This window comes from Streptomyces sp. NPDC085946 (assembly GCF_044540485.1).
Lineage (GTDB): Bacteria > Actinomycetota > Actinomycetes > Streptomycetales > Streptomycetaceae > Streptomyces.
The window spans coordinates 66464-89777 of the sequence record NZ_JBITSF010000025.1 but is presented as its reverse complement, the minus strand read 5'-3'; the positions used below and the strand labels follow the sequence as shown (position 1 = coordinate 89777).

Here is a 23314-nt window from a genome sequence, read left to right as displayed (position 1 = left end):
AAACGCCCGGTTACATTCCGAACCCGGAAGCTAAGCCTTACAGCGCCGATGGTACTGCAGGGGGGACCCTGTGGGAGAGTAGGACACCGCCGAACTCCTTTTAGAGCTCTGGCTCTTGGGCATGCAGCCCAAGAGCCAGAGCTTTTTTGCGTTGAGGTAAGGTCAGGGAGCATCATCGGCACGTTTCCCACAGGAGGCCCCCGGGTGGAGGTCCAGGAGACCCGCGTCCAGACAGACCGGGTCCTCACCATCCCGAACATCCTCAGCATGGCGCGGCTCGTCGGCGTGCCCCTCTTCCTGTGGTTGATCCTCAGGCCTGAGTTCGGCGGCCCGAAAAGCGACGGCTGGGCGCTCCTGGTCCTGGCGCTGAGCGGCGTCAGCGACTATCTGGACGGCAAGCTCGCCCGGAAGTGGAACCAGATCAGCAGCCTCGGCCGGCTCCTGGATCCCGCGGCCGACCGGCTCTACATCCTCTCGACGCTGGTGGGCCTCACCTGGCGCGAGATCCTGCCTCTCTGGCTGACCTGCGCCCTGCTGGCGCGGGAGCTGGTCCTGCTGGTGATGGTGGGCATTCTCCGGCGGCACGGCTATCCGCCGCCGCAGGTGAACTTCCTGGGGAAGGCCGCGACCTTCAACTTGATGTATGCCTTCCCCCTGCTCCTGCTCAGTGACGGAAGCAGCTGGATCTCGTCACTCGCTGCTATTTTCGGATGGGCGTTCGCCGGATGGGGTACAACGCTGTACTGGTGGGCAGGAGTCCTCTACGTAGTACAAGTCCGCCGCCTGGTCCGTGCGGACACCGTGGCCGATTGAACCCGTCGAATGCGTGGCCGTAACGGCCCGATGGCCCGTGCTGGAAAAGTACGGGACAATCAGGGCGGGTGAAGTCGGCTCGACCGTCGTCTCTTCGAGGAGGACGCTTCCGACATGAAGGCCGTAGTGATGGCCGGAGGCGAAGGCACCCGCCTTCGTCCCATGACCTCAAGCATGCCCAAGCCGCTCCTGCCCGTGGCCAACCGCCCGATCATGGAGCACGTGCTGCGGCTGCTCAAAAAGCATGGGCTCAACGAAACAGTTGTGACTGTCCAGTTCCTGGCCTCGCTCGTCAAGAACTACTTCGGTGACGGCGAAGAGCTCGGGATGGAGCTCACCTATGCCAATGAGGAGAAGCCACTCGGTACCGCCGGAAGCGTCAAGAACGCCGAGGAGGCGTTGAAGGACGATGCCTTCCTCGTTATTTCCGGTGATGCCCTGACCGACTTCGACCTCACCGAGCTGATCAATTTCCACAAGGAGAAGGGTGCGCTGGTCACGGTCTGCCTGACCCGGGTGCCCAATCCGCTGGAGTTCGGCATCACCATCGTGGACGAGGAGGGCCGGGTCGAGCGGTTCCTCGAGAAGCCGACGTGGGGGCAGGTGTTCTCGGACACCGTCAACACCGGCATCTACGTGATGGAGCCCGAGGTCTTCGACTACGTCGAGCCCGACGTTCCCGTCGACTGGTCCGGCGACGTCTTCCCGCAGCTGATGAAGGAAGGCAAGCCGATCTACGGCTACGTCGCCGAGGGCTACTGGGAGGACGTCGGCACGCACGAGAGCTATGTGAAGGCCCAGGCCGACGTCCTGGAGGGCAAGGTCGACGTCGACATCGACGGCTTCGAAATCTCTCCGGGCGTCTGGGTCGCCGAGGGTGCCGAGGTGCACCCCGACGCGGTTCTCCGCGGCCCCCTGTACATCGGGGACTACGCGAAGGTCGAGGCCGGCGCCGAACTGCGCGAGCACACGGTCGTCGGATCGAACGTCGTGGTGAAGAGCGGGGCCTTCCTGCACAAGTCCGTCGTCCACGACAACGTCTACGTCGGGCCGCACAGCAATCTGCGGGGCTGCGTCGTCGGAAAGAACACCGACATCATGCGCGCGGCGCGGATCGAGGACGGCGCGGTCATCGGTGACGAGTGCCTGATCGGTGAAGAATCGATCGTTCAGGGCAACGTCCGGGTCTATCCGTTCAAGACCATCGAAGCCGGTGCCTTCGTCAACACGTCGGTGATCTGGGAATCCCGGGGACAGGCGCATCTTTTCGGTGCCCGCGGGGTGTCCGGAATCCTGAACGTGGAGATCACGCCGGAACTCGCGGTGCGTCTCGCCGGCGCCTACGCGACCACCCTGAAGAAGGGGGCGACGGTCACCACGGCCCGTGACCACTCGCGTGGTGCCCGCGCGCTCAAGCGGGCGGTCATCTCCGCGCTGCAGGCCAGCGCCATCGACGTACGGGACCTGGAGAACGTACCGCTGCCGGTCGCCCGGCAGCAGACCGCGCGGGGAAGTGCCGGCGGCATCATGATCCGGACCACGCCCGGGGTGCCGGACTCCGTGGACATCATGTTCTTCGACGGGCAGGGGGCCGACCTCTCCCAGGGCAGTCAGCGCAAGCTCGACCGCGTGTTCGCGCGGCAGGAGTACCGGCGCGCGTTCCCCGGTGAGATCGGCGACCTGCACTTCCCGGCCAGCGTCTTCGACTCGTACACCGGGTCGCTGCTGCGCAACGTGGACACGACCGGCATCGCGGAGGCCGGGCTGAAGGTGGTCGTGGACGCGTCCAACGGCAGCGCCGGTCTCGTGCTGCCGAGCCTGCTCGGCAAGCTCGGGGTGGACTCGCTGACCATCAACCCCGGTCTCGACGAGTCCCGGCCGACGGAGACGGCCGACATGCGACGGGCGGGGCTGCTGCGGCTCGGGGAGATCGTGGCGTCCTCGGGTGCCGCGTTCGGTGTCCGGTTCGACCCGGTCGGCGAGCGGATCTCCCTCGTCGACGAGAAGGGGCGCATCATCGAGGACGACCGGGCGCTGCTCGTCATGCTCGACCTCGTCGCCGCCGAGCGGCGCAGCGGCCGGGTCGCGCTCCCGGTGACCACCACGAGGATCGCCGAACAGGTGGCGGCGTACCACGGGACGCAGGTCGAGTGGACGACCACCTCCCCCGACGACCTGACCCGGGTCGGCGGCGAGGAAGGGACGATCTTCGGAGGCGACGGCAAGGGCGGCTTCATCGTCCCCGAGTTCAGCAGCGTCTACGACGGCACCGCGGCCTTCGTGCGGCTCATCGGGCTCGTGGCGCGGACGCAGCTCACGCTCAGCCAGATCGACGCGCGGATCCCGCGGGCGCACGTCCTCAAGCGGGACCTGGCGACTCCGTGGGCCGTCAAGGGGCTCGTCATGCGGCGGGTCGTCGAGGAGGCCGGGGAGCGCTCCGTGGACACCACGGACGGCGTGCGCGTCGTGGAGGCCGACGGGCGCTGGGTGATGGTGCTGCCCGACCCGGCCGAGGCGGTCACCCACCTGTGGGCGGAAGGGCCCGACGACGCCTCCGCCCAGGCGCTGCTCGACGAGTGGTCCGCGGTCGTGGACAGCGCGGGTCGGTAAAAAGCACAGCACGCGTGCGTGCCGGACAAGTGTCCCCCAAGGGGGCCTGTCCGGCACGCCGGTGGGGCCGTTCGTGGGGGACGGCGGCGACGTGCGACGATGTGCGGCATGCCGCAGCAACCCCCCGTTCGGAGCACACCCAGGCGGCCGACGCGTCCGGACGCGTCCATGTCGTTGATCACCAACGTCATGGACCACAGCCTCGACGACGGGTACGCCGAGGCCGCCGCGCGGAAGAAGGCCACGGGTGAGGGCGGGCTGCCGAGGACCCTCAGGGCGAAGCTGGGCCTGGCCGCCGGCCTGGTGCTCGCGGCCCTCGTGGTGACCGTCGGGGCGGCACAGGCGCGGATCGCGGCCCCCGTGGTCGCCAAGGAGCGCGAGGAGCTCATCGACCGCATCGACCGGGAGACCGAGACGGCGGACGAGCTGGAGGACACCGTCGACGAGCTGCGCGCGGACGTCGGCGCGCGGCAGCGCGAGGCCCTGGAGCAGAGCGGGGACGGCGGCAGGCTGGAGCTGATGGGCGTCCTGGCGGGCGCCTCCGCCGTGCACGGTCCCGGTGTGAAGCTCGTCGTGGACGACGCGAAGGACGCCGGCACCGGCGCCGACGGCGACCCGCGCGGGAGTTCCGGGTTCTCCGACACCGGCCGGGTGCGCGACCGGGACCTGCAGCGCGTGGTCAACGGGCTGTGGGAGTCGGGCGCCGAGGCGATCTCCATCAACGGGCAGCGGCTGACGGCCCTGTCCGCGATCAGGGCCGCGGGGGACGCGATACTGGTCGACAACAGACCGCTGGTGCCGCCCTACACGGTGCTCGCGGTGGGGGACGGCGAGCGGCTGAGCACCCGGTTCCAGAACAGCGCCGACGGGCTGTACCTGCACGCCCTGCAGGAGAACTACGGCATCCGCACCGGCATCTCCGTGGAGGACGACCTCCGGCTGCCGGCCGCTCCGAGCGTGACCGTGCGTACCGCACAGCCGAAGACCGAGCAAACCGAGAAGGGCACATCGTGATCGCCGTACTGGGCCTCGTCGTGGGAGTCGTGGCCGGCCTGTTGGTCCGGCCCGAGGTTCCGGCGGCCGTCGAGCCGTATCTGCCGATCGCCGTGGTGGCGGCGCTCGACGCCGTCTTCGGCGGTCTGCGGGCCATGCTCGACGGCATCTTCGACGACAAGGTCTTTGTGGTGTCGTTCCTGTCGAACGTGGTCGTGGCCGCGCTGATCGTGTTCCTCGGCGACAAGCTGGGCGTCGGCGCCCAGTTGTCCACCGGTGTCGTGGTCGTCCTCGGCATCCGCATCTTCTCCAACGCCGCGGCGATCCGCCGGCACGTGTTCCGGGCGTGAGCGCGATGAGCGAGCACGACGAGAGGCACGAGGAGCAGCCCGCGTCCGGGAACCGGCTGCGCAAGGAACTGCCCGACGAGGTGCCCGCGGCGGACGTGCCGATGCCGCGGGGTCCGGAGCCGGACGCCGCGCCCGCGCTGACCGGCCGGCAGCGGCTGGTGAAGGGGCTGTGGCCGCCGCGCGTGACCCGGGCCCAACTCATCGTCTCGCTGCTGCTGTTCGGGCTCGGGTTCGGCCTCGCCGTCCAGGTGGCGTCGAACAGCGAGGGCGACAGCGCCCTGCGCGGCGCGCGCCAGGAGGATCTGGTCCGCATCCTCGATGAACTGGACGACCGTACCCAGCGTCTTGAGGACGAGAAGCGAGGACTGGAGAAGCAGCGTGTCGAGCTGGAGAACAGTTCGGACCAGGCCGAGGAGGCCCGTCGGCAGACGGTCGAGAAGGAGCGCCAACTCGGCATCCTGGCGGGGACCGTGGCCGCGCAGGGACCCGGCATCACGATGACCATCGAGGACACGAAGGGGACGGTCGAGGCCGACATGCTGCTCGACGCGATCCAGGAGCTGCGCGCGGCGGGTGCGGAGGCGATCCAGGTGGACGGCGTCCGGGTCGTCGCGGGCACGTACCTGGCGGACTCCGGCAAAGGGGTGAGCGTCGACGGGAACAAGATCAACGCGCCTTATCGTTTCAAGGTCATCGGCAAACCGCAGGACCTCGAGCCGGCGCTCAACATCCCCGGAGGCGTGGTGCAGACTCTCGAAAAAGAACAGGCCACCGTGACCGTCGAGCGATCGAGCAAGATCGTCGTGGACGCCTTGCGAGCGGCGAAGCGGCCTGACTACGCTCGGTCGTCCTCCCGGTGAACCGATGGTGCATGGGGGACGTCCGGCCAGGGCATGACGTTGCGGGGGGTCGGCGCACCGAATGGGTGGTGCGTGGTGGAAACTGTCTGGTGGAGACGGACGTTGTCAGGATGTCCGGGTCGGCCAGTGTGTTCAGTCAGGGTTCGTCCTGCCCCACGGGCGGGTCTGTTTCGGTCAAGGGGAATCGCCCGTGAAGTTGTTTGCGAAGTTGTTCGGCAAGAGTGCGCGCGAGGGCAACGACAACGCGACCGCTCGTCATCGCGCACAGCCTGAGGCGGAGGGCCAGCGGCCGCTGTTCCGGGACCAGGTGGCTGGTCCGGGCGGCGACCTCTCCGGGGCGCAGGGCGCGCCGTCGGTTGACCCTGCGCAGTCCGGCGGCATAGGTTTCGGCCAACCGTCAACCTCAGGTACGGGTGGAGGGTTCGTCGCCGGCCCGTACGCGTCCCACGGCCCGGCGGGGCAGCCGCCGCAGGAGGATCCGTCCATGTCGGCCCTGGTGTGTACGAGGTGCGGCAACCGCAACGCGGAGAACAGCCGCTTCTGCTCCAACTGCGGCGCGCCGCTGCGGGCCGGGATCCCCGCGGAGCGGTCGTCGGAGACGACCTCCACGATCTCCATCTCGGGCCTGGAGGCCTACGAAGCCGAGGCCACCGGCCAGACGCCGATGCCGACGCTCTCCCCCGAGGCGCAGGCCGCCGTCGACGCGCTGCCGCAGGGCTCCGCCCTCCTGGTCGTGCGCCGCGGGCCGAACGCGGGCAGCCGCTTCCTGCTGGACAGCGACCTGACCACGGCCGGGCGTCACCCGCAGAGCGACATCTTCCTGGACGACGTCACGGTCTCCCGTCGGCACGTGGAGTTCCGCCGGAGCCCGGACGGCGCGTTCACGGTGGCCGACGTCGGCAGCCTGAACGGCACGTACGTCAACCGGGAGCGGATCGACCAGGTCGCCCTGAACAACGGCGACGAGGTGCAGATCGGCAAGTACCGGCTGGTCTTCTACGCGAGCCAGCAAGGCTACTGACCCTCCCGTACTCCGTCCGGGGGGACACCCAGGGAAGGTCCATGCTGCGAACACCGAGCGGCGGTGCCGTGCCCGGCACCGCCGCCAGGGACAGTGGGCTGATGAGCATCGGCACGGTGCTGAACGTGCTGCGCGACGAGTTCCCCGACATCACCATCTCCAAGATCCGTTTCCTGGAGTCGGAGGGGCTCGTCGAGCCGCAGCGCACCCCCTCGGGGTACCGCAAGTTCAGCGCGCAGGACGTCGAGCGCCTCGGCCACGTCCTGAGGATGCAGCGGGACCACTATCTGCCGCTCAGGGTGATCCGTGAGCACCTGGCGGCCATGGAGCGCGGTGAGGCCCTCCCGCTCCCGGCGCTGGGCCGCCAGCGGGACGGCGAGGCCGTGCCCGAGCTCTCCGAGGCGCCCACGGCGGCCCGGATCGGGCGGGCCGAGCTGCTGGCCGCCGCCGGCATCGAGGAGCAGGAACTGCAGGAGTGGGAGTCGTACGGGCTCATCGCTCCCGTGGGGGACGGGGTCTACGACGCGGAGGCGGCGACCGTGGCCTCGCTCATCGCCGAGCTGGGGCGGTTCGGGATCGGGCCGCGGCACCTGCGGGTGATGAAGGCCGCCGCGGACCGCGAGGCCGGTCTGGTGGACCAGGTGGTGGCTCCGCTCAAGCGGCACCGCAATCCGCAGACCCGGGCGCACGCCGAGGCCCGTACCAAGGAGCTGGCGGCGCTCACGGTCAAACTGCACGCGGCTCTGGTGCAGACCGCCCTCGGGGTGCGGCTGCCCTGACGGGAAGCGGAATCCGGTCCCGGATCGGCCGCCCGTTCCCGGCCCGACTACCCAAACATCCCGAGCACGGCCTAGGGTTGCTGTGTGAACGAGCTCGATGTCGTAGGTGTCCGGGTGGAAATGCCCTCCAACCAACCGATCGTGCTGCTGCGTGAAGTGGGAGGCGACCGTTACCTCCCCATCTGGATCGGACCGGGGGAGGCGACGGCGATCGCCTTCGCCCAGCAGGGCATGGCGCCCGCGCGGCCGCTGACCCACGACCTGTTCAAGGACGTGCTGGAGGCCGTCGGCCAGGAGCTCACGGAAGTGCGCATCACGGACCTGCGTGAGGGCGTCTTCTACGCGGAGCTGGTGTTCGCCAGCGGGGTCGAGGTGAGTGCCCGCCCGTCCGACGCGATAGCGCTGGCGCTGCGCACCGGGACGCCGATCTACGGCAGCGACACGGTGCTGGACGACGCCGGTATCGCGATCCCGGACGAGCAGGAGGACGAGGTGGAGAAGTTCCGCGAGTTCCTCGACCAGATCTCGCCGGAGGACTTCGGCAGCAGCAGCCAGTGAGGTCCGTGGCGACGAGCACGACCGGTCGGTGAGGTGTCCGGGCGGCCCGGCGGACAAAGTGGTCCGCCTCGGGTCGCCCGCGTGCTGTGGGGGCCGGAAAATGCCCGCATGTGCCACCGTCCCGTGAGAGCGTCCTACGGCCCGTGCCGAGCGCATTCGGCTAGCCTTTCCCCGCGGTGGGGCACGAGAAACCACTCTTAGGGTGATTATCACTCGGCGTGCCGAGTGTGGCGATCGTTGACGCACCCCTGGTGACTGCCTACCGTCGAGAAGGCAGGTCAAGGACGGAGGTCGGCGTGAGAAGCAGCGGCGACGGTACGGCTGGGGGTGCCCCCGGACGCAGTCTCGGGGCAAGCGGTCCGTACCCTCCCTCAAGCTCTCAGCTCCGCGTGAGCAGGGGGTACCCCCAGCACGGCAGCGCGGCCGGTCCCGCTCCGCAGCGACCGACGGCCGTGCCGAGCAGCGGAGGGACGACGTCCATGGCGTCCGAGCAGATCGGCTATCGCGGTCCCACGGCCTGCGCCGCCGCCGGCATCACCTACCGGCAGCTGGACTACTGGGCCCGCACCGGGCTCGTCGAGCCGAGCGTGCGGCCCGCCCACGGGTCGGGGACGCAGCGTCTGTACAGCTTCCGGGACGTCGTCGTCCTGAAGATCGTGAAGCGCTTCCTCGACACCGGTGTGTCGCTGCAGAACATCCGGAGCGCGGTGCAGCACCTCAGGGAACGCGGTTTCCGCGACCTGGAGCGGATGACGCTGATGAGCGACGGCGCCACGGTGTACGAGTGCACCTCGCCGGACGAGGTCCACGCCCTGCTCCAGGGTGGGCAGGGCATCTTCGGGATCGCCGTCGGGGTGGTGTGGCGGGACGTGGAGAACGCGCTTTCGCAGCTGCACGGGGAGCGGATCGACACCGGGGAGACCCTGGTCGGGCACAATCCGGCGGACGAGCTGGCGCGGCGGCGGAACCGGGCCGTCTGAACGGGGTCCGGCCGCGGGAGCCGGATGAACGGCTGTCCGCCGCCGTCGGCCGGGAGCCGGTCGCCGCGGGGCCGCGGCGGTGCCGTGACCGCGGCGCCGTGTTGTCAGTGGTGTAGGGCAGCATCGGAGCTGTGAGAACCGCGCCCACGATCCTGCACCTCGACATGGACGCCTTCTTCGCCTCGGTGGAGCAGGCGTCCAAGCCGAGCCTGCGCGGGAAGGCCGTCATCGTGGGCGGACTCGGGCCCCGCGGCGTGGTCGCCACGTGCTCGTACGAGGCGCGGGTCTTCGGGGTGCACTCGGCGATGCCCATGGCGCAGGCGCGGCGGCTCGCGCCGCACGCCGCGTACCTGGTGCCCCGCTTCCCGTTCTACCGGTCGATCAGCGAGCAGGTGATGGGGCTGCTGCGGGCCTTGTCGCCGCTGGTGGAGCCGCTGAGCCTGGACGAGGCGTTCGTCGACCTGGAGGCCGGCGGAGCGGCCTGGGACGAGGGGTCGGCGCGCCTGGCGGGGGCGAAGCTGCGGGCGGACATCCGGGCCGTCACGGGGCTCACCGGGTCGGTGGGGCTCGCGGCCTCCAAGATGCTGGCGAAGATCGCCTCGGAGCAGGCCAAGCCCGACGGACTGGTGGTGATCGAGCCGGGGACCGAGCGCGCCCTGCTCGGGCCGATGCCGGTGCGGACGCTGCCGGGGGTGGGACCGGCGACCGGCGACCATCTGCGGCGCGCCGGGATCCACACGGTCGAGGAGCTCGCCGAGGCGGGCGAGGACGAGCTCGTCCGGCTGCTGGGCAAGGCCCAGGGACACGCGCTGTACGCCATGGCGCTGGCCTGGGACGAGCGGCCCGTGGTGGCCGAGCGGGAGGCCAAGTCGGTGTCCGTGGAGGACACGTACGACGTGGACATCCACGACCGGACGCGTGTCGGGGTGGAGGTGCGGCGGCTGGCCGACCGGTGCGTGCGCCGGCTGCGGGGGGCCGGGCTGTCGGGGCGGACCATCGTGCTGAAGGTGCGGCGGTACGACTTCTCCACGCTGACCCGGTCCGAGACCCTGCGCGGGCCCACGGACGATCCGGCGGTCGTCCGGGAGGCGGCGGCCCGGCTGCTGGACGCGGTGGACACCACCGGCGGCGTGCGGCTGCTCGGGGTGGGGGTCAGCGGACTCGCCGACTACACGCAGGAGGACCTGTTCGCCCAGGCGGCGGGGGAGCGGGCGGACGCGCCCGCCGAGGAGTACGAGGACGCGCCCGTCGAGGAGGAGCGGCCGCCCGCCGAGCGGCGGTGGCCCGCGGGGCACGACGTGCGGCACGCGGAGTACGGGCACGGCTGGGTGCAGGGCAGCGGTCTGGGCCGGGTCACCGTGCGGTTCGAGACGCCGCTGTCCGCGCGGGGGCGGGTGAAGACGTTCCGGGTCGACGATCCGCTGCTGGAGCCGGCCGATCCGCTGCCGTTGGTGCCGCAGGGACCGCAGGAGGGGGGCGGTCCGGACGCGGGGCCGGGGGAGCCGCGGGCCGCGGGGCGCGAGTGAGGGAGGCGCGCGTGGGCCGGGCCGGCGGGCGGGGGCGGCTCAGGCCGGTTCGTCGGTGCCCGCGAGCCGGCCGAAGTCGCGGTCCGGGAGCGGGGGAGGGGCGGCCACGTCGAGGCCGTAGTGGTGGTAGAGCTGGAGTTCCTGCTCGGGCGAGAGGTGGCGGCCGACGCCGAAGTCGGGGGCGTCCTTGATGAGGGACCGGTCGAAGGGGACGTGGAGGGCGCCGTCGACCAACTCGCTGGGCTCCAGCGGCACGAAGGCGTCCCGGCTGAACAGACCGGTCCGTATGGCCGCCCATTCCGGCAGGCCGGTGGCGTCGTCGAGGTAGACCTCGTCGATCGTGCCGATCTTGGTTCCGTTGCGGTCGAACGCCTTGCGGCCGATCAGGTTCCGCGGATCGATGTCGGTTCGCACGGGTCCTCCACTGGGTAGCACCTCACCGTAAGCGCCGTATGCACTACAAAACTGCACAATCCGGGTAGCGGCCACTCGAAGGTCCGGGTGTTGACCTCGCTGGTAGGCTGGCAGGCGGCTGCTGACCCCGTGCGGGAGAGTCCTCCAGACGTCATCGGAGGCGCCGAAGGAGCAAATCCTCCCCGGAATCTCTCAGGCCCCTGTACCGCACGGACGAGGTCACTCTGGAAAGCAGAGCGGGTGTCGACGGTGTCCGCTCTCACCGACGGTGAAAGCCGGGCGCTCTCGGGCGTTCCGGTGAAGCTCTCAGGTCGAGATGACAGAGGGGGAGGCCGTCCGGGCACCCGTGCCGTGGTGCCCTCGAAGGTCGCGTCAGACCAGGAGGCCTCCGCCATGACCGCCCACCGCACTCCGCTCTCCGAGCTCGAACAGGGCATACCGTTCGAGCAGCGCCACATCGGGCCCGACCCGGAGGCGCAGGCCAAGATGCTCGCGCAGGTCGGCTACGGCTCGCTCGACGAGCTCACCGCCGCCGCGGTGCCGGACGTCATCAAGAACGCCGGCGCCCTCGACCTGCCGGGGGCGCGCAGCGAGGCCGAGGTGCTGGCCGAGCTGCGGTCGCTGGCCGACCGCAACCAGGTCCTCGGCTCCATGATCGGACTCGGGTACTACGGCACCTTCACGCCGCCCGTCATCCTGCGCAACGTCATGGAGAACCCGGCCTGGTACACGGCCTACACGCCGTACCAGCCGGAGATCTCGCAGGGGCGGCTGGAGGCGCTGCTCAACTTCCAGACCGTGGTCGCCGACCTCACCGGCCTGCCGACCTCCGGCGCCTCCCTGCTCGACGAGGGCACCGCGGCCGCCGAGGCGATGGCGCTGTCGCGGCGCATGGGCAAGAACAAGAAGGGCCTGTTCCTGGTCGACGCGGACGCCCTGCCGCAGACCGTCGCGGTGATCCGGACCCGTGCCGAGCCGACCGGCGTCGAGGTCGTCGTCGCCGACCTCAGCGAGGGCATTCCGGCCGAGGTCGCCGAGCGGGAAATCAACGGCGTCCTCATCCAGTACCCGGGTGCCTCCGGCGCCGTACGGGACATCAAGCCCGTCATCGACCAGGCGCACGAGCTGGGCGCGCTCGTCACCGTCGCCGCCGACCTGCTCGCGCTGACGCTGCTGAAGTCGCCGGGCGAGCTCGGCGCGGACATCGCCGTCGGCACGACGCAGCGGTTCGGCGTGCCGATGGGCTTCGGCGGTCCGCACGCCGGCTACATGGCGGTCCAGGAGAAGATGGCGCGCAGCCTGCCCGGGCGGCTCGTGGGCGTCTCCGTCGACGCCGACGGCAACAAGGCCTACCGGCTCGCCCTGCAGACCCGCGAGCAGCACATCCGCCGCGAGAAGGCCACCAGCAACATCTGCACCGCGCAGGTGCTGCTCGCCGTCATGGCCGGCATGTACGCCGTCTACCACGGGCCCGAGGGGCTGCGGGGCATCGCGCGGCGCACCCACCGGTACGCCACGCTCCTCGCCGCCGGGCTCGCGGACGCCGGCGTCGAGGTCGTGCACGGCTCCTACTTCGACACCCTGACCGTGCGCGTCGAGGGCCGCGCCGCCGAGGTCGTCGCCGCCGCACGGCAGAACGGCGTCAACCTGTACCCGGTCGACGCCGACCACGTGTCGATCGCCTGCGACGAGACCACCACCCGGGCGCAGCTGCGCGCCGTGTGGGCGGCGTTCGGCGCCGAGGCCGACGTCGACGCGCTCGACGCCGGCACCGGGGACGCGCTGCCGGACGCGCTGCTGCGCACCGACGACTTCCTGACGCACCCCGTCTTCCACCAGCACCGCTCCGAGACCGCGATGCTGCGCTACCTGCGCCGGCTCGCCGACCGCGACTACGCGCTGGACCGCGGCATGATCCCGCTGGGCTCCTGCACCATGAAGCTCAACGCGACCACCGAGATGGAGCCGGTCACCTGGCCCGAGTTCGGCCAGCTGCACCCCTTCGCGCCCGCCGAGCAGGCGCAGGGCTACCTCTCGCTCATCCACGAGCTGGAGGAACGCCTCGCCGAGGTCACCGGCTACGACAAGGTCTCGCTCCAGCCGAACGCCGGTTCGCAGGGCGAGCTGGCCGGTCTGCTGGCCGTCCGCGGGTACCACCGGGCCAACGGCGACGAGCAGCGCACCGTGTGCCTGATCCCGTCCTCCGCGCACGGCACGAACGCCGCGAGCGCCGTGATGGCCGGCATGAAGGTCGTCGTCGTCAAGACCTCCGAGGACGGCGAGATCGACGTCGAGGACCTGCGGGCGAAGATCGAGCAGTACCGCGACGAGCTGGCGGTGCTGATGATCACGTACCCGTCGACGCACGGCGTGTTCGAGGAGCACGTCGCCGACATCTGCGCGCAGGTGCACGACGCCGGCGGCCAGGTGTACGTGGACGGCGCCAACCTCAACGCGCTCGTCGGGCTGGCCAAGCCGGGGCACTTCGGCGGGGACGTCTCCCACCTGAACCTGCACAAGACCTTCTGCATCCCGCACGGCGGCGGCGGACCGGGCGTCGGCCCGGTGGCGGTGCGCGAGCACCTGGCGCCGTACCTGCCGAACCACCCGCTCCAGCCCGAGGCCGGACCGGAGACGGGCGTCGGCCCGATCTCGGCCGCGCCCTGGGGCTCCGCGGGCATCCTGCCGATCTCGTGGGCGTACGTCCGGCTCATGGGCGGCGAGGGCCTCAAGCGCGCCACGCAGGTGGCGGTGCTCAGCGCCAACTACGTCGCCAAGCGGCTGGAGCCGCACTACCCAGTCCTCTACACCGGTCCGGGCGGGCTCGTCGCCCACGAGTGCATCATCGACCTGCGGCCGCTGACCAAGGCGACCGGCGTCACCGTGGACGACGTCGCCAAGCGGCTCATCGACTACGGCTTCCACGCGCCGACCATGTCGTTCCCGGTGGCCGGCACGCTGATGATCGAGCCCACCGAGTCCGAGGACCTGACCGAACTCGACCGGTTCTGCGAGGCGATGATCGCCATCCGTGCCGAGATCGAGAAGGTCGGCACGGGCGAGTGGTCCGCGGACGACAACCCGCTGCGCAACGCCCCGCACACCGCGGCCGCGCTCGGCGGGGCGTGGGAGCACGCCTACAGCCGCGAGGAGGCCGTCTTCCCGGGCGGTGTCTCCGCCGCCGACAAGTACTGGCCGCCGGTGCGCCGCATCGACCAGGCCTTCGGCGACCGCAACCTGGTGTGCTCGTGCCCGCCGCTGGACGCGTACGAGGACTGATGCGCGTACGGGTCTGACACGGACGTCCGGTGAGGGCTCCGCCCGGTGGGCGGGGCCCTCACCGGCGTCTCAGGCCGGGTAGGCGTGGGTCTGCGCGGCCTTGACCGTGGCCCAGACGGGCGCGCCCGGGTGCAGGTCGAGTTCGGCCGCGGCCACCGTGGTGAGGTCGGCGGCCAGGCGCAGTTCGCCGGTGAGGTCCGCGCGGACCTGGTCGCCGTGGGGCTCCAGGCCGGCGACCTCGCAGCGCCAGAGGTTGCGGGCGCTGGAGCCGGTGGGGCGTTCCCGGAACAGGGTCACGGCGCCCGGCGGGAACGCCACGAAGACCGGGCCGGAGAGGTCCTCGGTGGTGGTGATCGCCGGACCCGTGTCCAGCCGGACCGTGTGCCCGTCGGCCCGGCCCCGGTACAGGTTGAGGCCGACCAGCCGGGCGATGTAGTCCGTACGGGGGCGGCGGGCGATGCCGGCGGGCGTGCCCTCCTGGACGACGCCGCCGTCCTCGACGACGACCAGCCGGTCGGCGAGCACCATGGCGTCCAGCGGGTCGTGCGTGACCAGGACGGCGACGGCCTCGAACCCGGCGAGGTGGCGGCGGAGCCGGGCGCGTACCTCCAGGCGGGTGCGGGCGTCCAGGGCCGCGAGCGGTTCGTCGAGGAGGAGCAGCCGGGGGCGGATGGCCAGGGCGCGGGCGAGGGCCACGCGCTGTGCCTGACCGCCGGACAGGCGGCGGGGCTTGGCGGCGGCGTGCTCGGCCAGGCCCATGCGCTCCAGCCACGCGGCGGCCAGGGCCCGGGCCTCGGCCTTGGAGGCGCCCCGGCAGCGCGGGCCGAACGCCACGTTGTCCAGGGCGGACAGGTGCGGGAAGAGCAGGTAGTCCTGGAAGACGACGCCGACCGGGCGGGCCTCGGGCGGCGTGCGGGTCAGCTCGGCGCCGTCCAGCCGCAGGTGGCCGTCCGTGAGCGGGACCAGGCCGGCGAGGGCGCGCAGGGCGGTGGTCTTGCCCGCGCCGTTCGGGCCGAGCAGCGCGACGACGTCACCGGGGGCGGCGGTCAGCGTCACGTCCAGGCGGAAGGGGCCGCGGTCGACGACGAGACGGGCGTCGAGACCGGTGGCGGGGGCGGGACCGAGAGCGGCCGTGCCGGTGTCGTGGCCGGTCATGAGGCCGTCATCCAGCGGTCGCGCAGGGCGGCGAGGACGGCGATGGAGACGGCCAGCAGGACCAGGCTCAGGGCGATCGCCGCCGCGGGGTCGTTCTGGAGGGCCAGGTACACCGCGAGCGGCATGGTCTGCGTACGGCCGGGGAAGTTGCCCGCGAAGGTGATGGTCGCGCCGAACTCGCCGAGGGCGCGGGCCCAGGCCAGCACGGAGCCGGCCGCGATGCCCGGTGCGATCAGCGGCAGGGTGACCCGGCGGAACGCGGTGAAGCGGGAGGCGCCGAGGGTGGCGGCGGCCTCCTCGTAGCGGGGGTCGGCGGCCCGCAGGGTGCCCTCCACGCTGATGACGAGGAACGGCATCGCCACGAACGTCTCGGCCAGGACGACGCCCCACGTGGTGAACGGCAGGGTGATGCCGAACCAGGAGTCCAGCCACTGCCCGATCACCCCGTTGCGGCCGAGGGCCAGCAGCAGGGCCACACCGCCCACCACGGGGGGCAGGACCAGGGGCAGCGTGACCAGGGCGCGGACCAGGCCCCGGCCGGGGAAGTCCGTACGGGCCAGCAGCCAGGCCAGCGGGACGCCGACGAGCAGGCTCAGGGCGGTGGCCGCCGTCGCGCACACGAGCGACAGGCGCAGCGCCTGCCACACGTCCGTGCTGGTCAACTGCTCGGGGAGGCTGCTCCACGGCGTCCTCACGAGCAGGGCGACCAGGGGCAGCAGGAGGAACGCCAGGCCGGCCAGCGCGGGCAGGAGCAGGGGGAGCGGGGCGGCGCGCCCGGCCGGGCGGACGCGTCCGCGCCGCGACCCGTCCGCCGGGGTGTCGGTCCGGCTCACGGCTGCAGGAACCCGGCCCGGCTCAGGACCCGCCGGCCTTCGGAGGACCGCACCAGGTCGACGAACGCCCGGGCGGCCGCGGGGTTGGGCGCGTCCTTCAGCAGGGCGATCGGGTAGTCGTTGAGGGCGTCGGCCGACTCGGGGAACTCCACGCCCTGCACCTTGTCACCCGCCGCCTCGACGTCGGTGCGGTACACGACGGCGGCGTCGGCCTCCTTCAACTCGACCTTGGTCAGGGCGCTCTTGACGTCCTGCTCGTAGGAGACCGGGGTCAGCCGCACCCCGCCCGCGTCCAGGGCCTTCTGGGCGGCGGCGCCGCACGGCACCTCCTTGTCGCACAGCACGACCTTCAGTCCGGCCCCGGCCAGGTCCTTCAGGGAGGAGATCCGGTCGGGGTTGCCCGGCAGGGTGGCGATCTGGAGCCGGTTGCGGGCGAAGGTCGTGGGGGCGCCCGCGGCGGCGTCCCGGTCGGTCACGAGCTTCATCGTGGTCGCGCTCGCGGCGGCGAAGACGTCGGCCGGTGCCCCGCCGGTGATGCCGGCGGCGAGGCTGTCGCTGCCGCCGAAGCTGAACGCCACCTCCGTGCCCGGGTGCTCCTTCTCGAAGCGCTCGCCCAGGGCGGTGAAGCTCTCCTCCAGCGAGGCGGCGGCGAAGACGGTGACCGTGCCGGACAGCTCCGCGGACGAGCCGGACGGGCGGGAGGCCGCGCCCGCGTCCGGCCCGGACGAGGAGCAGGCGTTCAGGGCCAGCAGCGCGGCGGCCGCGACGGCGGAGACCCGAAGGGTCCGGCGGGTCCGACGGGTCCCGTGCGCTGAACGGATCATCTCTGGGGCACTCCCTGCGTCGCCCGGCGGAGGAGCCCGCCGGAACCATCCGATACGCCGATCATAGTGGCGCAGGTGCGAGGCGGAAGTCTGTTGTGGGTTCTCATGAGCGAGGGGACGGTGTGGTGGAGTTGGGCATGTGCGTTTCTGCGGACGTGCCGCTCCGGAGCAGCTCGGGCCGGAGACGCCTGCGCCGGAGATGCCTGTGCCGGAGATGCCTGCGCCGGCCCCTCAGGAACGGTCGATGTGCACGTTCGTCGACTTCACCCGGGCCGTGGCCTCCATGCCGACCTCCAGCCCGAGTTCCTCGACCGCCTCGCGGGTCAGCAGGGACACCAGCCGGTGCGGGCCCGCCTGGATCTCCACCTGGGCGGCGACGTCGCCGAGCTTGACGGCGGTGACGATGCCGGGGAAGGCGTTGCGGGCCGAGGTGTACGGGGGGTCGGCCTCGGCGGCGTCGCTCCGGGCGAGTTCCACGGAGAAGGCGGCCAGGTCCCGTCCGTCGACGAGCCGCCGTCCGCTCGCGTCGCGGTGAGTGGTGAGCCGGCCCGCGTCGGCCCAGCGGCGGGCGGTGTCCGGGCTGACGCCGAGCAGCCGCGCTGCCTGGCCGATCGTGTAGGACTGCATGCCGGTCACGATAGGGCGGTGCGGCGGGCGCGCGGGTGACGGGTCGGCCGGCCGGCTGCCCGCGGGGGCGCTCGGCTCCGGGAGGCGGCGGGTTGCGGGGAGGCCGGCGGCTCCGGAGAGGTCGTAGGGCGCGGGGTGCGGGACGTGGCGAGGGCCCGGCGGGGCGGCGGTGCCGTGCTCGCCCGCACCACCAGTTCCGTGCCCGGCTCCACCTGGGGCAGGCCTGGCCGCCCGCCCCGGGCCGGGCGCAGCACCGTACGGACGGCGAGCCTGCCCGTGTCGGCGAGGGGCCGGCGGACGGTGGTCAGGGGCGGGGCCGACCAGCGGACTTCCGGGAGGTCGTCGAAACCGACCACGCTCACGTCCTCCGGCACCCACGGTCCGCGCCGGCGCAGCGCCTCGATCGAGCCGAGGGCCGTCCGGCCGCCGGCCGCGAACACGGCGGCGGGCGGCTCGGACAAGTCCAGCGGGGCGATGCAGCCGGTGAAGCCGGACTCGGGGCGGAAGTCGCCGGGGACGACGAGGGACCCGTCGAGCGCGAGGCCAGCGCCCTCCGGCGCCGCCCGGTGGCCGTCGAGGCGGGCCCGGGCGCACGGCAGGCGCGGCGGTCCGCGATCGGGCCGATCCTGCGGTGCCCCAGGGCGAGCAGGTGCTCGGTGGCGGCGAGGCCGCCCGGCCGGTCGGCGGCGTCGATCGTGGGCACCTGCGGGGCCGGGGAGCCCGTCGGGTCCACGGCCACCAGGGGCACCCCGAGGAGCCGCGGCTCCTCGTGCGGCCGGGGCTCCGGTGCCGAGGCGACGAGGACGACGCCGTCAGAGGGGCGGGCCCGCGGGGTGCGCAGCCACTCCCGGGCGTCGCCGGTACGGCCGTGTAGGGCGGACACCACGGTGCCGACGCCGGACGCGTGGGCGGCCTCCTCCACCCCGCGGACGATCTCCGCCGCCCAGGGGCTGTCGAGGTCGTCGAAGACCAGGTCGAGCAGGGCGGCGCGGGTGCCGGGGGCCGGGGAGCGCCTGCGGTAGCCGTGCCGGACCAGCAGGTCCTCGACCCGGGCCCGGGTGGCGGGCGCACGTCGGAGCGGCCGTTGACGACCCGGGAGACGGCCGGTACCGAGACACCGGCCCGCCGGGCGATCTCGGGGATCGTGACCTTGCCCCGCCCCCCGGACGCCCCCTCGGCGCCGGTCGCGCGTGCTGCCGCTTCCCCCGCCTCCGTCGACGGGCACCGCGGAACGTCCGGGAGTCTTCCGGAGGGCGAGCGGTCCGGGAAGGCACGGGAGCGCGTACGGGACTCGTACGGGCCGTCACGGCGCGTGAGCGGCCCCGGGTACGCGTCGGGGCCGGTGCGCAGGGTGTCCTGCGGGCCGGCCCCTCGGGTCCCCGGACGGGCGCTCGGCCCGCCCGGTGCCGCTCGGGCGGCGGTCGCGCCCCAGCGGTCGTTCCGCTCGGACGGCGGTGCCGCCGGGCGGCGGTGTCGTCAAGCGGCGGTCATCACCTTGTCGGCGCCCAGCGGACGGTGCGGCGCGATGATCCGGCCGTCCGGCAGGAGCTCACCGGTGTCCTCGAAGAGGACCACCCCGTTGCACAGCAGGCTCCAACCCTGCTCCGGGTGGTGCGCCACGAGTCGGGCGGATTCCCGGTCGGCGGAGTCGGCTGAGGGGCACGGTGGCTGGTGCTGGCACATGGGAGGGATCTTTCGCTGTGTCGTGTGTGAGATGGCTGGCGTGTCTGTTCCGCGGCTCGAAACGTCGTTCATGGCCGCCCCCCGTCGGGTAAGTCGGTCGGACCCAGTGTTGCCCCACGGGCGCCAATCCGCAGGGATTTGGCAGCACCGCTTCTCACAGGTTGATGACGCGTCACCCGCGCGGACGGTTCAGCCCAACTGCACTGTCCCTTCGGGTGGTTCGGGGTGGCCGAATGGGGCTAGTCCGGTCGGGACGGCGGGTCCGCCGCACGGTTCTCGGCCGCGCGTTCGCGCTCCGTTCGGCTCGTGCGAGCGCGCAATTGCTCGTACGAGCGAAAAAATTCCCGGAACGACGTGGTACCCCGCCGCAGTAAATCCCTGCGGCGGGGTACGCGAGTCTTTCCGGAGCGGCGGGCGCGTCGCGCGAGCGACACGCCGGCACGTGTCAGGCCGGCGAACCGAGCAGTGGGGTGGGAGGTGTCACCCGGTGGGTCAGCACGGGGAGCAGGTCCGCGACGCGGTGCGGCCGGTGGGCCGCGATGCCGGGCGGGGCGGGGGCCAGCGGGACGAGGACGTCGTCGGCGGCGGGATGGCCGGCCGCGGCGTCCGCCGCGCAGTCGCCGTGCAGCCAGAGCGTCAGCATGTAGAGGCCGGGCATCGACAGCAGGCGGGGCTGGTACGGCTGGGTCACCGACTCGGCCTGGCGCAGCGCCCGCTCGGTGGAGGCGACGTAGGGGCCCTCGAAGAAGTGCGAGAAGGCCCAGCCGTCCGGCGTGAGCATGGTCTCGGCGGCGGCCACCGCGCGGTCGCCGGAGCGGATGAGGAAGCGCCAGCCGGTCAGCCGGGTGGCGGAGACGCCCTCGGGGGTGATCCGGTCCAGGACGTGGACGGGCAGCGGCAGCTCGGGCGTGACGGGACCCTGGGCGCGGAGCAGGGCGGGAGTTCGGGCCTCGCGGACCGCGGTGGGGGAGGAGAGCGCGGTCAGGACGGAACGGAGTGCGGGCGCGGGAGCCGGAGGTACATGCAGCGGCATGGTGGGTCGCCTCTCATTCGAAGGCACTGGGGCGCGAGGGCGTGGCGGACGGCGCTGTCTGCTCGCGAAAGGTCAGAGAGGCAGGGGCCGGGTCTGAGAACGAGAGGTGAGGGTGAGGTCTGCCGCGCGACACCTCGACGGCAGGGTGATCCGTGACCGTGGGCGCCAACCTTCTGCCTTGTTCGCGAAGTTTATACGACGCCTGTTGACGCTGTGTTTCGACTAGCCGTTTCCGGCGAGTAGAACAAGGGTACATTCAGTCGACGATATGCGGGAATCATCCCGATTCTCAGCGGGGCACAGGGCGGTGACCTCGTGAAATACCTGCCGAGCGGTCGGCCAATTGCCATCGGCGTTTTTCACGAGTTCGCACAGCCCGAATCTGTGCCGTGCCGCATGCCCGGTGAATGTGCCACTGGTCACTATCGATCAGCCTAGCGTGCGGCGGCCCGGTCCGGAGGCGTTATCGATCGCTTCGGCTGGGCATCATCCACCGTGACCGTGACACCGCCGGCCGGATTGCCGGCCCGCCCATCCGAGGAAGGAAACAGCGATGGGGGAGAAGGTCGTGGCAGGTCCGTTCGACCTGTCCGATCGCCAGCGCTACCGTGACAAGCTCCGTCAGTGTCTGACGGGTCTGGAGCGACTCCTGGCGGAACAGCGGTTCGACCGCCCCAAGAACCTCATGGGGCTGGAGATCGAGCTGAATCTCACGGGCTCCGACGGCATGCCGAAAATGTTGAACGCGCAAGTCCTCGAACGCATCGCCAGCCGGGACTTCCAAACGGAACTCGCCATGTTCAACCTGGAAGTCAACATTGCCCCACACCGGCTCGGCGGCCGGGTATTCGACCAGCTGTCCGAGGAGTTGCGCACTTCGCTGGCCTATGCCGACCGCAAGGCGGGCGAGGTCGACGCGGGAATCGTGATGATCGGCATTCTGCCGACGCTGGACCGGGACGACGTCGTCTCGTCCAACCTCTCCGACGTCGATCGCTACACCCTGCTCAACGACCAGATCGTGGCCGCCCGCGGCGAGGACTTCAAACTCGACATCGACGGGGTGGAGCGACTGACCTGTACGTCGAAGTCGATCGCGCCGGAGGCCGCCTGCACCTCCGTGCAGCTGCACCTGCAGGTGACCCCGAGCCGCTTCGCCGACGTGTGGAACGCGGCGCAGGCGGTCGCGGCCGCCCAGATCGCGATCGGCGCCAACTCCCCGTTCCTGTTCGGACGCGAGCTGTGGCGCGAGTCGCGGCCCCCGCTGTTCCAGCAGTCCACGGACACGCGCCCGCCCGAACTCCAGGCGCAGGGCGTACGGCCGCGCACCTGGTTCGGCGAGCGGTGGGTGACCTCGGCGTACGACCTGTTCGAGGAGAACCTGCGCTACTACCCGGCACTGCTGCCGATCTGCGACGACGAGGACCCGCTGGAGGTGCTGGACCGGGGCGGCGTTCCCAAGCTCGCGGAGCTCGTCCTGCACAACGGCACGGTCTACCGCTGGAACCGCCCGGTCTACGACGTCGCCGACGGCGTCCCGCACCTGCGCGTCGAGAACCGCGTCCTGCCGGCCGGGCCGACCGTCACCGACGTGATCGCCAACGCGGCGTTCTACTACGGCGTGGTCCGCGCTCTGGCCGAGGACGCCCGGCCGGTGTGGACCCGGCTGCCCTTCGAGGCCGCCGCCGCCAACTTCGACGAGGCCTGCAAGCACGGCATCGACGCCCGCTTCACCTGGCCGCGCCGGGGCCGGCTCGGCGGCACGACCGAGGTCGACGCGGTCAGCCTGGTGCGCGACGAGCTGCTGCCGCTCGCCGAGGCGGGACTGGACGCCTGGGGCATCGAGCCCGCCGACCGGGACCTGTACCTCGGCGTGATCGAGGAGCGGTGCCGGCGCCGGATGAACGGCGCGACCTGGCAGGCGGCCACCTTCCACCAGGCACAGGAGAAGGGCCTGTCGCGGGAGGCCGCGCTGGCCGCCACGACCCGGCGCTACTGCGAGCTGATGCACAAGGGCGACCCGGTGCACACCTGGCCGGTCGGACTGCCGGACCCGGTCACGCTGGGCTGAGGCGCCGCCGGGGCGGCCCGCCGCTGCCCGCATACTGATCCGACAGGTCGGCGCGTCCGACAGGCCGGTGAAGTGGAGGCAGGGGTGCAGGCGGAGGCGGGTCCGGTGGCCGGATCGTTCCCCGAGCAGCGGCTGACGCGGCGGATGCTCCGCGACGAGACGCTGCTCGTGCTCGGTGTGTCGCTCGGCGCGAGCGGCGTGTCCGCGCTGATCAGCTTCGTCGGGTCGGTCACCGAGCCAGGTGGCCTCAAGGACCAGGCCGCCACCCTCAACGCGTCCGCGGCGCCGGGCCGCCCCTGGCTCGACCTGGCCTGGCAGCTCTTCGGCATCGCCACGGCGCTGGTGCCGGTCGCGCTGGTCGCGCACTTCCTGCTGCGCGAGCGCGCGAGCCTGCGCACGCTGGGCTTCGACCGCACCCGGCCCTGGCCGGACCTGGGACGCGGGGCCGCGGTCGCCGCGGTCATCGGCAGCACCGGCATCGCCTTCTACCTGGCCGCCCGCGGCCTCGGCTTCAACCTCACCGTGGTGCCCGAGGCGCTGCCCGACGTGTGGTGGAAGTACCCGGTGCTGGTGATATCGGCGATCCAGAACGCGGTCGTGGAGGAGGTCATCGTCGTCGGCTACCTGCTGCGCCGGCTCGGCCAGCTGGGGTGGACGCCGGGGGCCGCGCTGGCGGCCGGCTCCGTGCTGCGCGGCTCGTACCACCTCTACCAGGGCATCGGCGGCTTCGTCGGCAACCTGGTGATGGGTGTGGTGTTCGTCCTCCTGTACCGCCGCTGGGGCCGCGTCGGCCCCCTGGTCGTGGCGCACTCGCTGCTCGACATCGGGGCGTTCGTCGGATACGCGCTGCTGGCGGGCAGGGTCGGCTGGCTGCCGACGGCGTGAGGCCGGGGGCGTACGCGGTG

21 protein-coding genes, 1 rRNA gene, 1 pseudogene and 1 riboswitch are annotated in these 23314 nt (G+C 71.9%); of the genes and pseudogenes, 14 read left to right on the top strand and 9 right to left on the bottom strand.

Annotation, left to right across the window (positions count from 1 at the left end):
* The 11 genes from rrf to ACIF8T_RS33880 all read left to right on the top strand — a co-directional run.
* A 5S ribosomal RNA gene (gene rrf / locus ACIF8T_RS33930) occupies positions 1 to 95 on the top strand; the annotation flags it as partial.
* 109 nt (positions 96 to 204) lie between these two features.
* The gene (locus ACIF8T_RS33925) at positions 205 to 813 is read left to right on the top strand and encodes a CDP-alcohol phosphatidyltransferase family protein (RefSeq protein WP_400040471.1); all 609 of its coding nucleotides are present in this window, start codon (positions 205 to 207) and stop codon (positions 811 to 813) included.
* Positions 814 to 927: 114 nt separating this feature from the next.
* The gene (locus ACIF8T_RS33920) at positions 928 to 3423 is read left to right on the top strand and encodes a sugar phosphate nucleotidyltransferase (protein ID WP_400040469.1); all 2496 of its coding nucleotides are present in this window, start codon (positions 928 to 930) and stop codon (positions 3421 to 3423) included.
* 99 nt (positions 3424 to 3522) lie between these two features.
* Positions 3523 to 4437, top strand: coding sequence for a DUF881 domain-containing protein (locus ACIF8T_RS33915; RefSeq protein WP_400040468.1), 915 nt, complete (start codon positions 3523 to 3525; stop codon positions 4435 to 4437).
* Positions 4434 to 4766: a small basic family protein gene (locus tag ACIF8T_RS33910; protein ID WP_003977440.1), complete on the top strand. Its 333-nt coding sequence runs from the start codon at positions 4434 to 4436 to the stop codon at positions 4764 to 4766. The genes ACIF8T_RS33915 and ACIF8T_RS33910 overlap by 4 nt, the downstream gene beginning before the upstream one ends.
* Positions 4767 to 4771: 5 nt before the next feature.
* Positions 4772 to 5626, top strand: a complete 855-nt coding sequence (locus ACIF8T_RS33905; RefSeq protein WP_400040466.1) for a DUF881 domain-containing protein — start codon at positions 4772 to 4774, stop codon at positions 5624 to 5626.
* A gap of 61 nt (positions 5627 to 5687) precedes the next feature.
* Positions 5688 to 6647 carry an FHA domain-containing protein gene (locus ACIF8T_RS33900; RefSeq protein ID WP_400040464.1) on the top strand — a complete coding sequence of 320 codons (960 nt, stop codon included), beginning with the start codon at positions 5688 to 5690 and terminating at the stop codon, positions 6645 to 6647.
* A 41-nt stretch (positions 6648 to 6688) separates the two neighbouring features.
* On the top strand, positions 6689 to 7426 hold the full coding sequence (locus ACIF8T_RS33895; protein ID WP_400040462.1) for a MerR family transcriptional regulator: 738 nt from the start codon (positions 6689 to 6691) through the stop codon (positions 7424 to 7426).
* Between the two features lie 84 nt (positions 7427 to 7510).
* A complete protein-coding gene (locus ACIF8T_RS33890; RefSeq protein WP_003988851.1) occupies positions 7511 to 7984 on the top strand; it encodes a bifunctional nuclease family protein in 474 nt (157 codons plus the stop codon).
* Positions 7985 to 8280: 296 nt separating this feature from the next.
* Positions 8281 to 8964, top strand: coding sequence for a MerR family transcriptional regulator (locus ACIF8T_RS33885; RefSeq protein WP_400040460.1), 684 nt, complete (start codon positions 8281 to 8283; stop codon positions 8962 to 8964).
* 131 nt (positions 8965 to 9095) lie between these two features.
* Positions 9096 to 10490, top strand: coding sequence for a DNA polymerase IV (locus tag ACIF8T_RS33880; RefSeq protein ID WP_400040458.1), 1395 nt, complete (start codon positions 9096 to 9098; stop codon positions 10488 to 10490).
* A 39-nt stretch (positions 10491 to 10529) separates the two neighbouring features.
* Here the strand turns inward: ACIF8T_RS33880 and ACIF8T_RS33875 are convergent, their stop codons facing one another.
* Positions 10530 to 10904 carry a PRC-barrel domain-containing protein gene (locus tag ACIF8T_RS33875; protein WP_400040456.1) on the bottom strand — a complete coding sequence of 125 codons (375 nt, stop codon included), beginning with the start codon at positions 10902 to 10904 and terminating at the stop codon, positions 10530 to 10532.
* A gap of 122 nt (positions 10905 to 11026) precedes the next feature.
* A riboswitch (glycine riboswitch) is annotated at positions 11027 to 11122 on the top strand.
* Positions 11123 to 11297: 175 nt separating this feature from the next.
* On the opposite strand from ACIF8T_RS33875, the gene gcvP reads away from it, so the two are divergent.
* Entirely contained in the window at positions 11298 to 14183 is a 2886-nt protein-coding gene (gcvP, locus tag ACIF8T_RS33870) for an aminomethyl-transferring glycine dehydrogenase (protein ID WP_400040455.1), read from the top strand.
* Between the two features lie 69 nt (positions 14184 to 14252).
* On the opposite strand, the gene ACIF8T_RS33865 is transcribed toward gcvP, so the two are convergent.
* The 8 genes and pseudogenes from ACIF8T_RS33865 to ACIF8T_RS33830 form a co-directional block, all read right to left on the bottom strand.
* Positions 14253 to 15338, bottom strand: coding sequence for an ABC transporter ATP-binding protein (locus ACIF8T_RS33865; protein ID WP_400040454.1), 1086 nt, complete (start codon positions 15336 to 15338; stop codon positions 14253 to 14255).
* Positions 15335 to 16171 (bottom strand): ABC transporter permease, encoded by an 837-nt coding sequence (locus ACIF8T_RS33860; RefSeq protein WP_400040452.1) that lies wholly within the window; start codon positions 16169 to 16171, stop codon positions 15335 to 15337. The genes ACIF8T_RS33865 and ACIF8T_RS33860 overlap by 4 nt, the downstream gene beginning before the upstream one ends.
* Positions 16168 to 16995, bottom strand: a complete 828-nt coding sequence (modA, locus tag ACIF8T_RS33855; protein ID WP_400040450.1) for a molybdate ABC transporter substrate-binding protein — start codon at positions 16993 to 16995, stop codon at positions 16168 to 16170. The genes ACIF8T_RS33860 and modA overlap by 4 nt, the downstream gene beginning before the upstream one ends.
* A gap of 231 nt (positions 16996 to 17226) precedes the next feature.
* Positions 17227 to 17622 (bottom strand): molybdopterin-binding protein, encoded by a 396-nt coding sequence (locus ACIF8T_RS33850; protein WP_400040449.1) that lies wholly within the window; start codon positions 17620 to 17622, stop codon positions 17227 to 17229.
* Positions 17623 to 17627: 5 nt separating this feature from the next.
* Positions 17628 to 18221 carry a substrate-binding domain-containing protein gene (locus ACIF8T_RS33845; RefSeq protein WP_400040481.1) on the bottom strand — a complete coding sequence of 198 codons (594 nt, stop codon included), beginning with the start codon at positions 18219 to 18221 and terminating at the stop codon, positions 17628 to 17630.
* An 11-nt stretch (positions 18222 to 18232) separates the two neighbouring features.
* Positions 18233 to 18544 (bottom strand): annotated as a pseudogene (locus ACIF8T_RS33840) (LacI family transcriptional regulator); the annotation flags it as partial.
* 554 nt (positions 18545 to 19098) lie between these two features.
* Complete coding sequence (locus ACIF8T_RS33835) at positions 19099 to 19305, bottom strand: DUF5999 family protein (protein WP_400040447.1); 207 nt, start codon at positions 19303 to 19305, stop codon at positions 19099 to 19101.
* Between the two features lie 445 nt (positions 19306 to 19750).
* Positions 19751 to 20338, bottom strand: coding sequence for a hypothetical protein (locus tag ACIF8T_RS33830; RefSeq protein ID WP_400040445.1), 588 nt, complete (start codon positions 20336 to 20338; stop codon positions 19751 to 19753).
* A gap of 553 nt (positions 20339 to 20891) precedes the next feature.
* Here ACIF8T_RS33830 and ACIF8T_RS33825 point away from each other — a divergent pair.
* Complete coding sequence (locus tag ACIF8T_RS33825) at positions 20892 to 22409, top strand: glutamate-cysteine ligase family protein (RefSeq protein WP_400040443.1); 1518 nt, start codon at positions 20892 to 20894, stop codon at positions 22407 to 22409.
* 84 nt (positions 22410 to 22493) lie between these two features.
* Positions 22494 to 23294, top strand: coding sequence for a CPBP family intramembrane glutamic endopeptidase (locus ACIF8T_RS33820; protein ID WP_400040441.1), 801 nt, complete (start codon positions 22494 to 22496; stop codon positions 23292 to 23294).
* Positions 23295 to 23314: the final 20 nt, after the last annotated feature.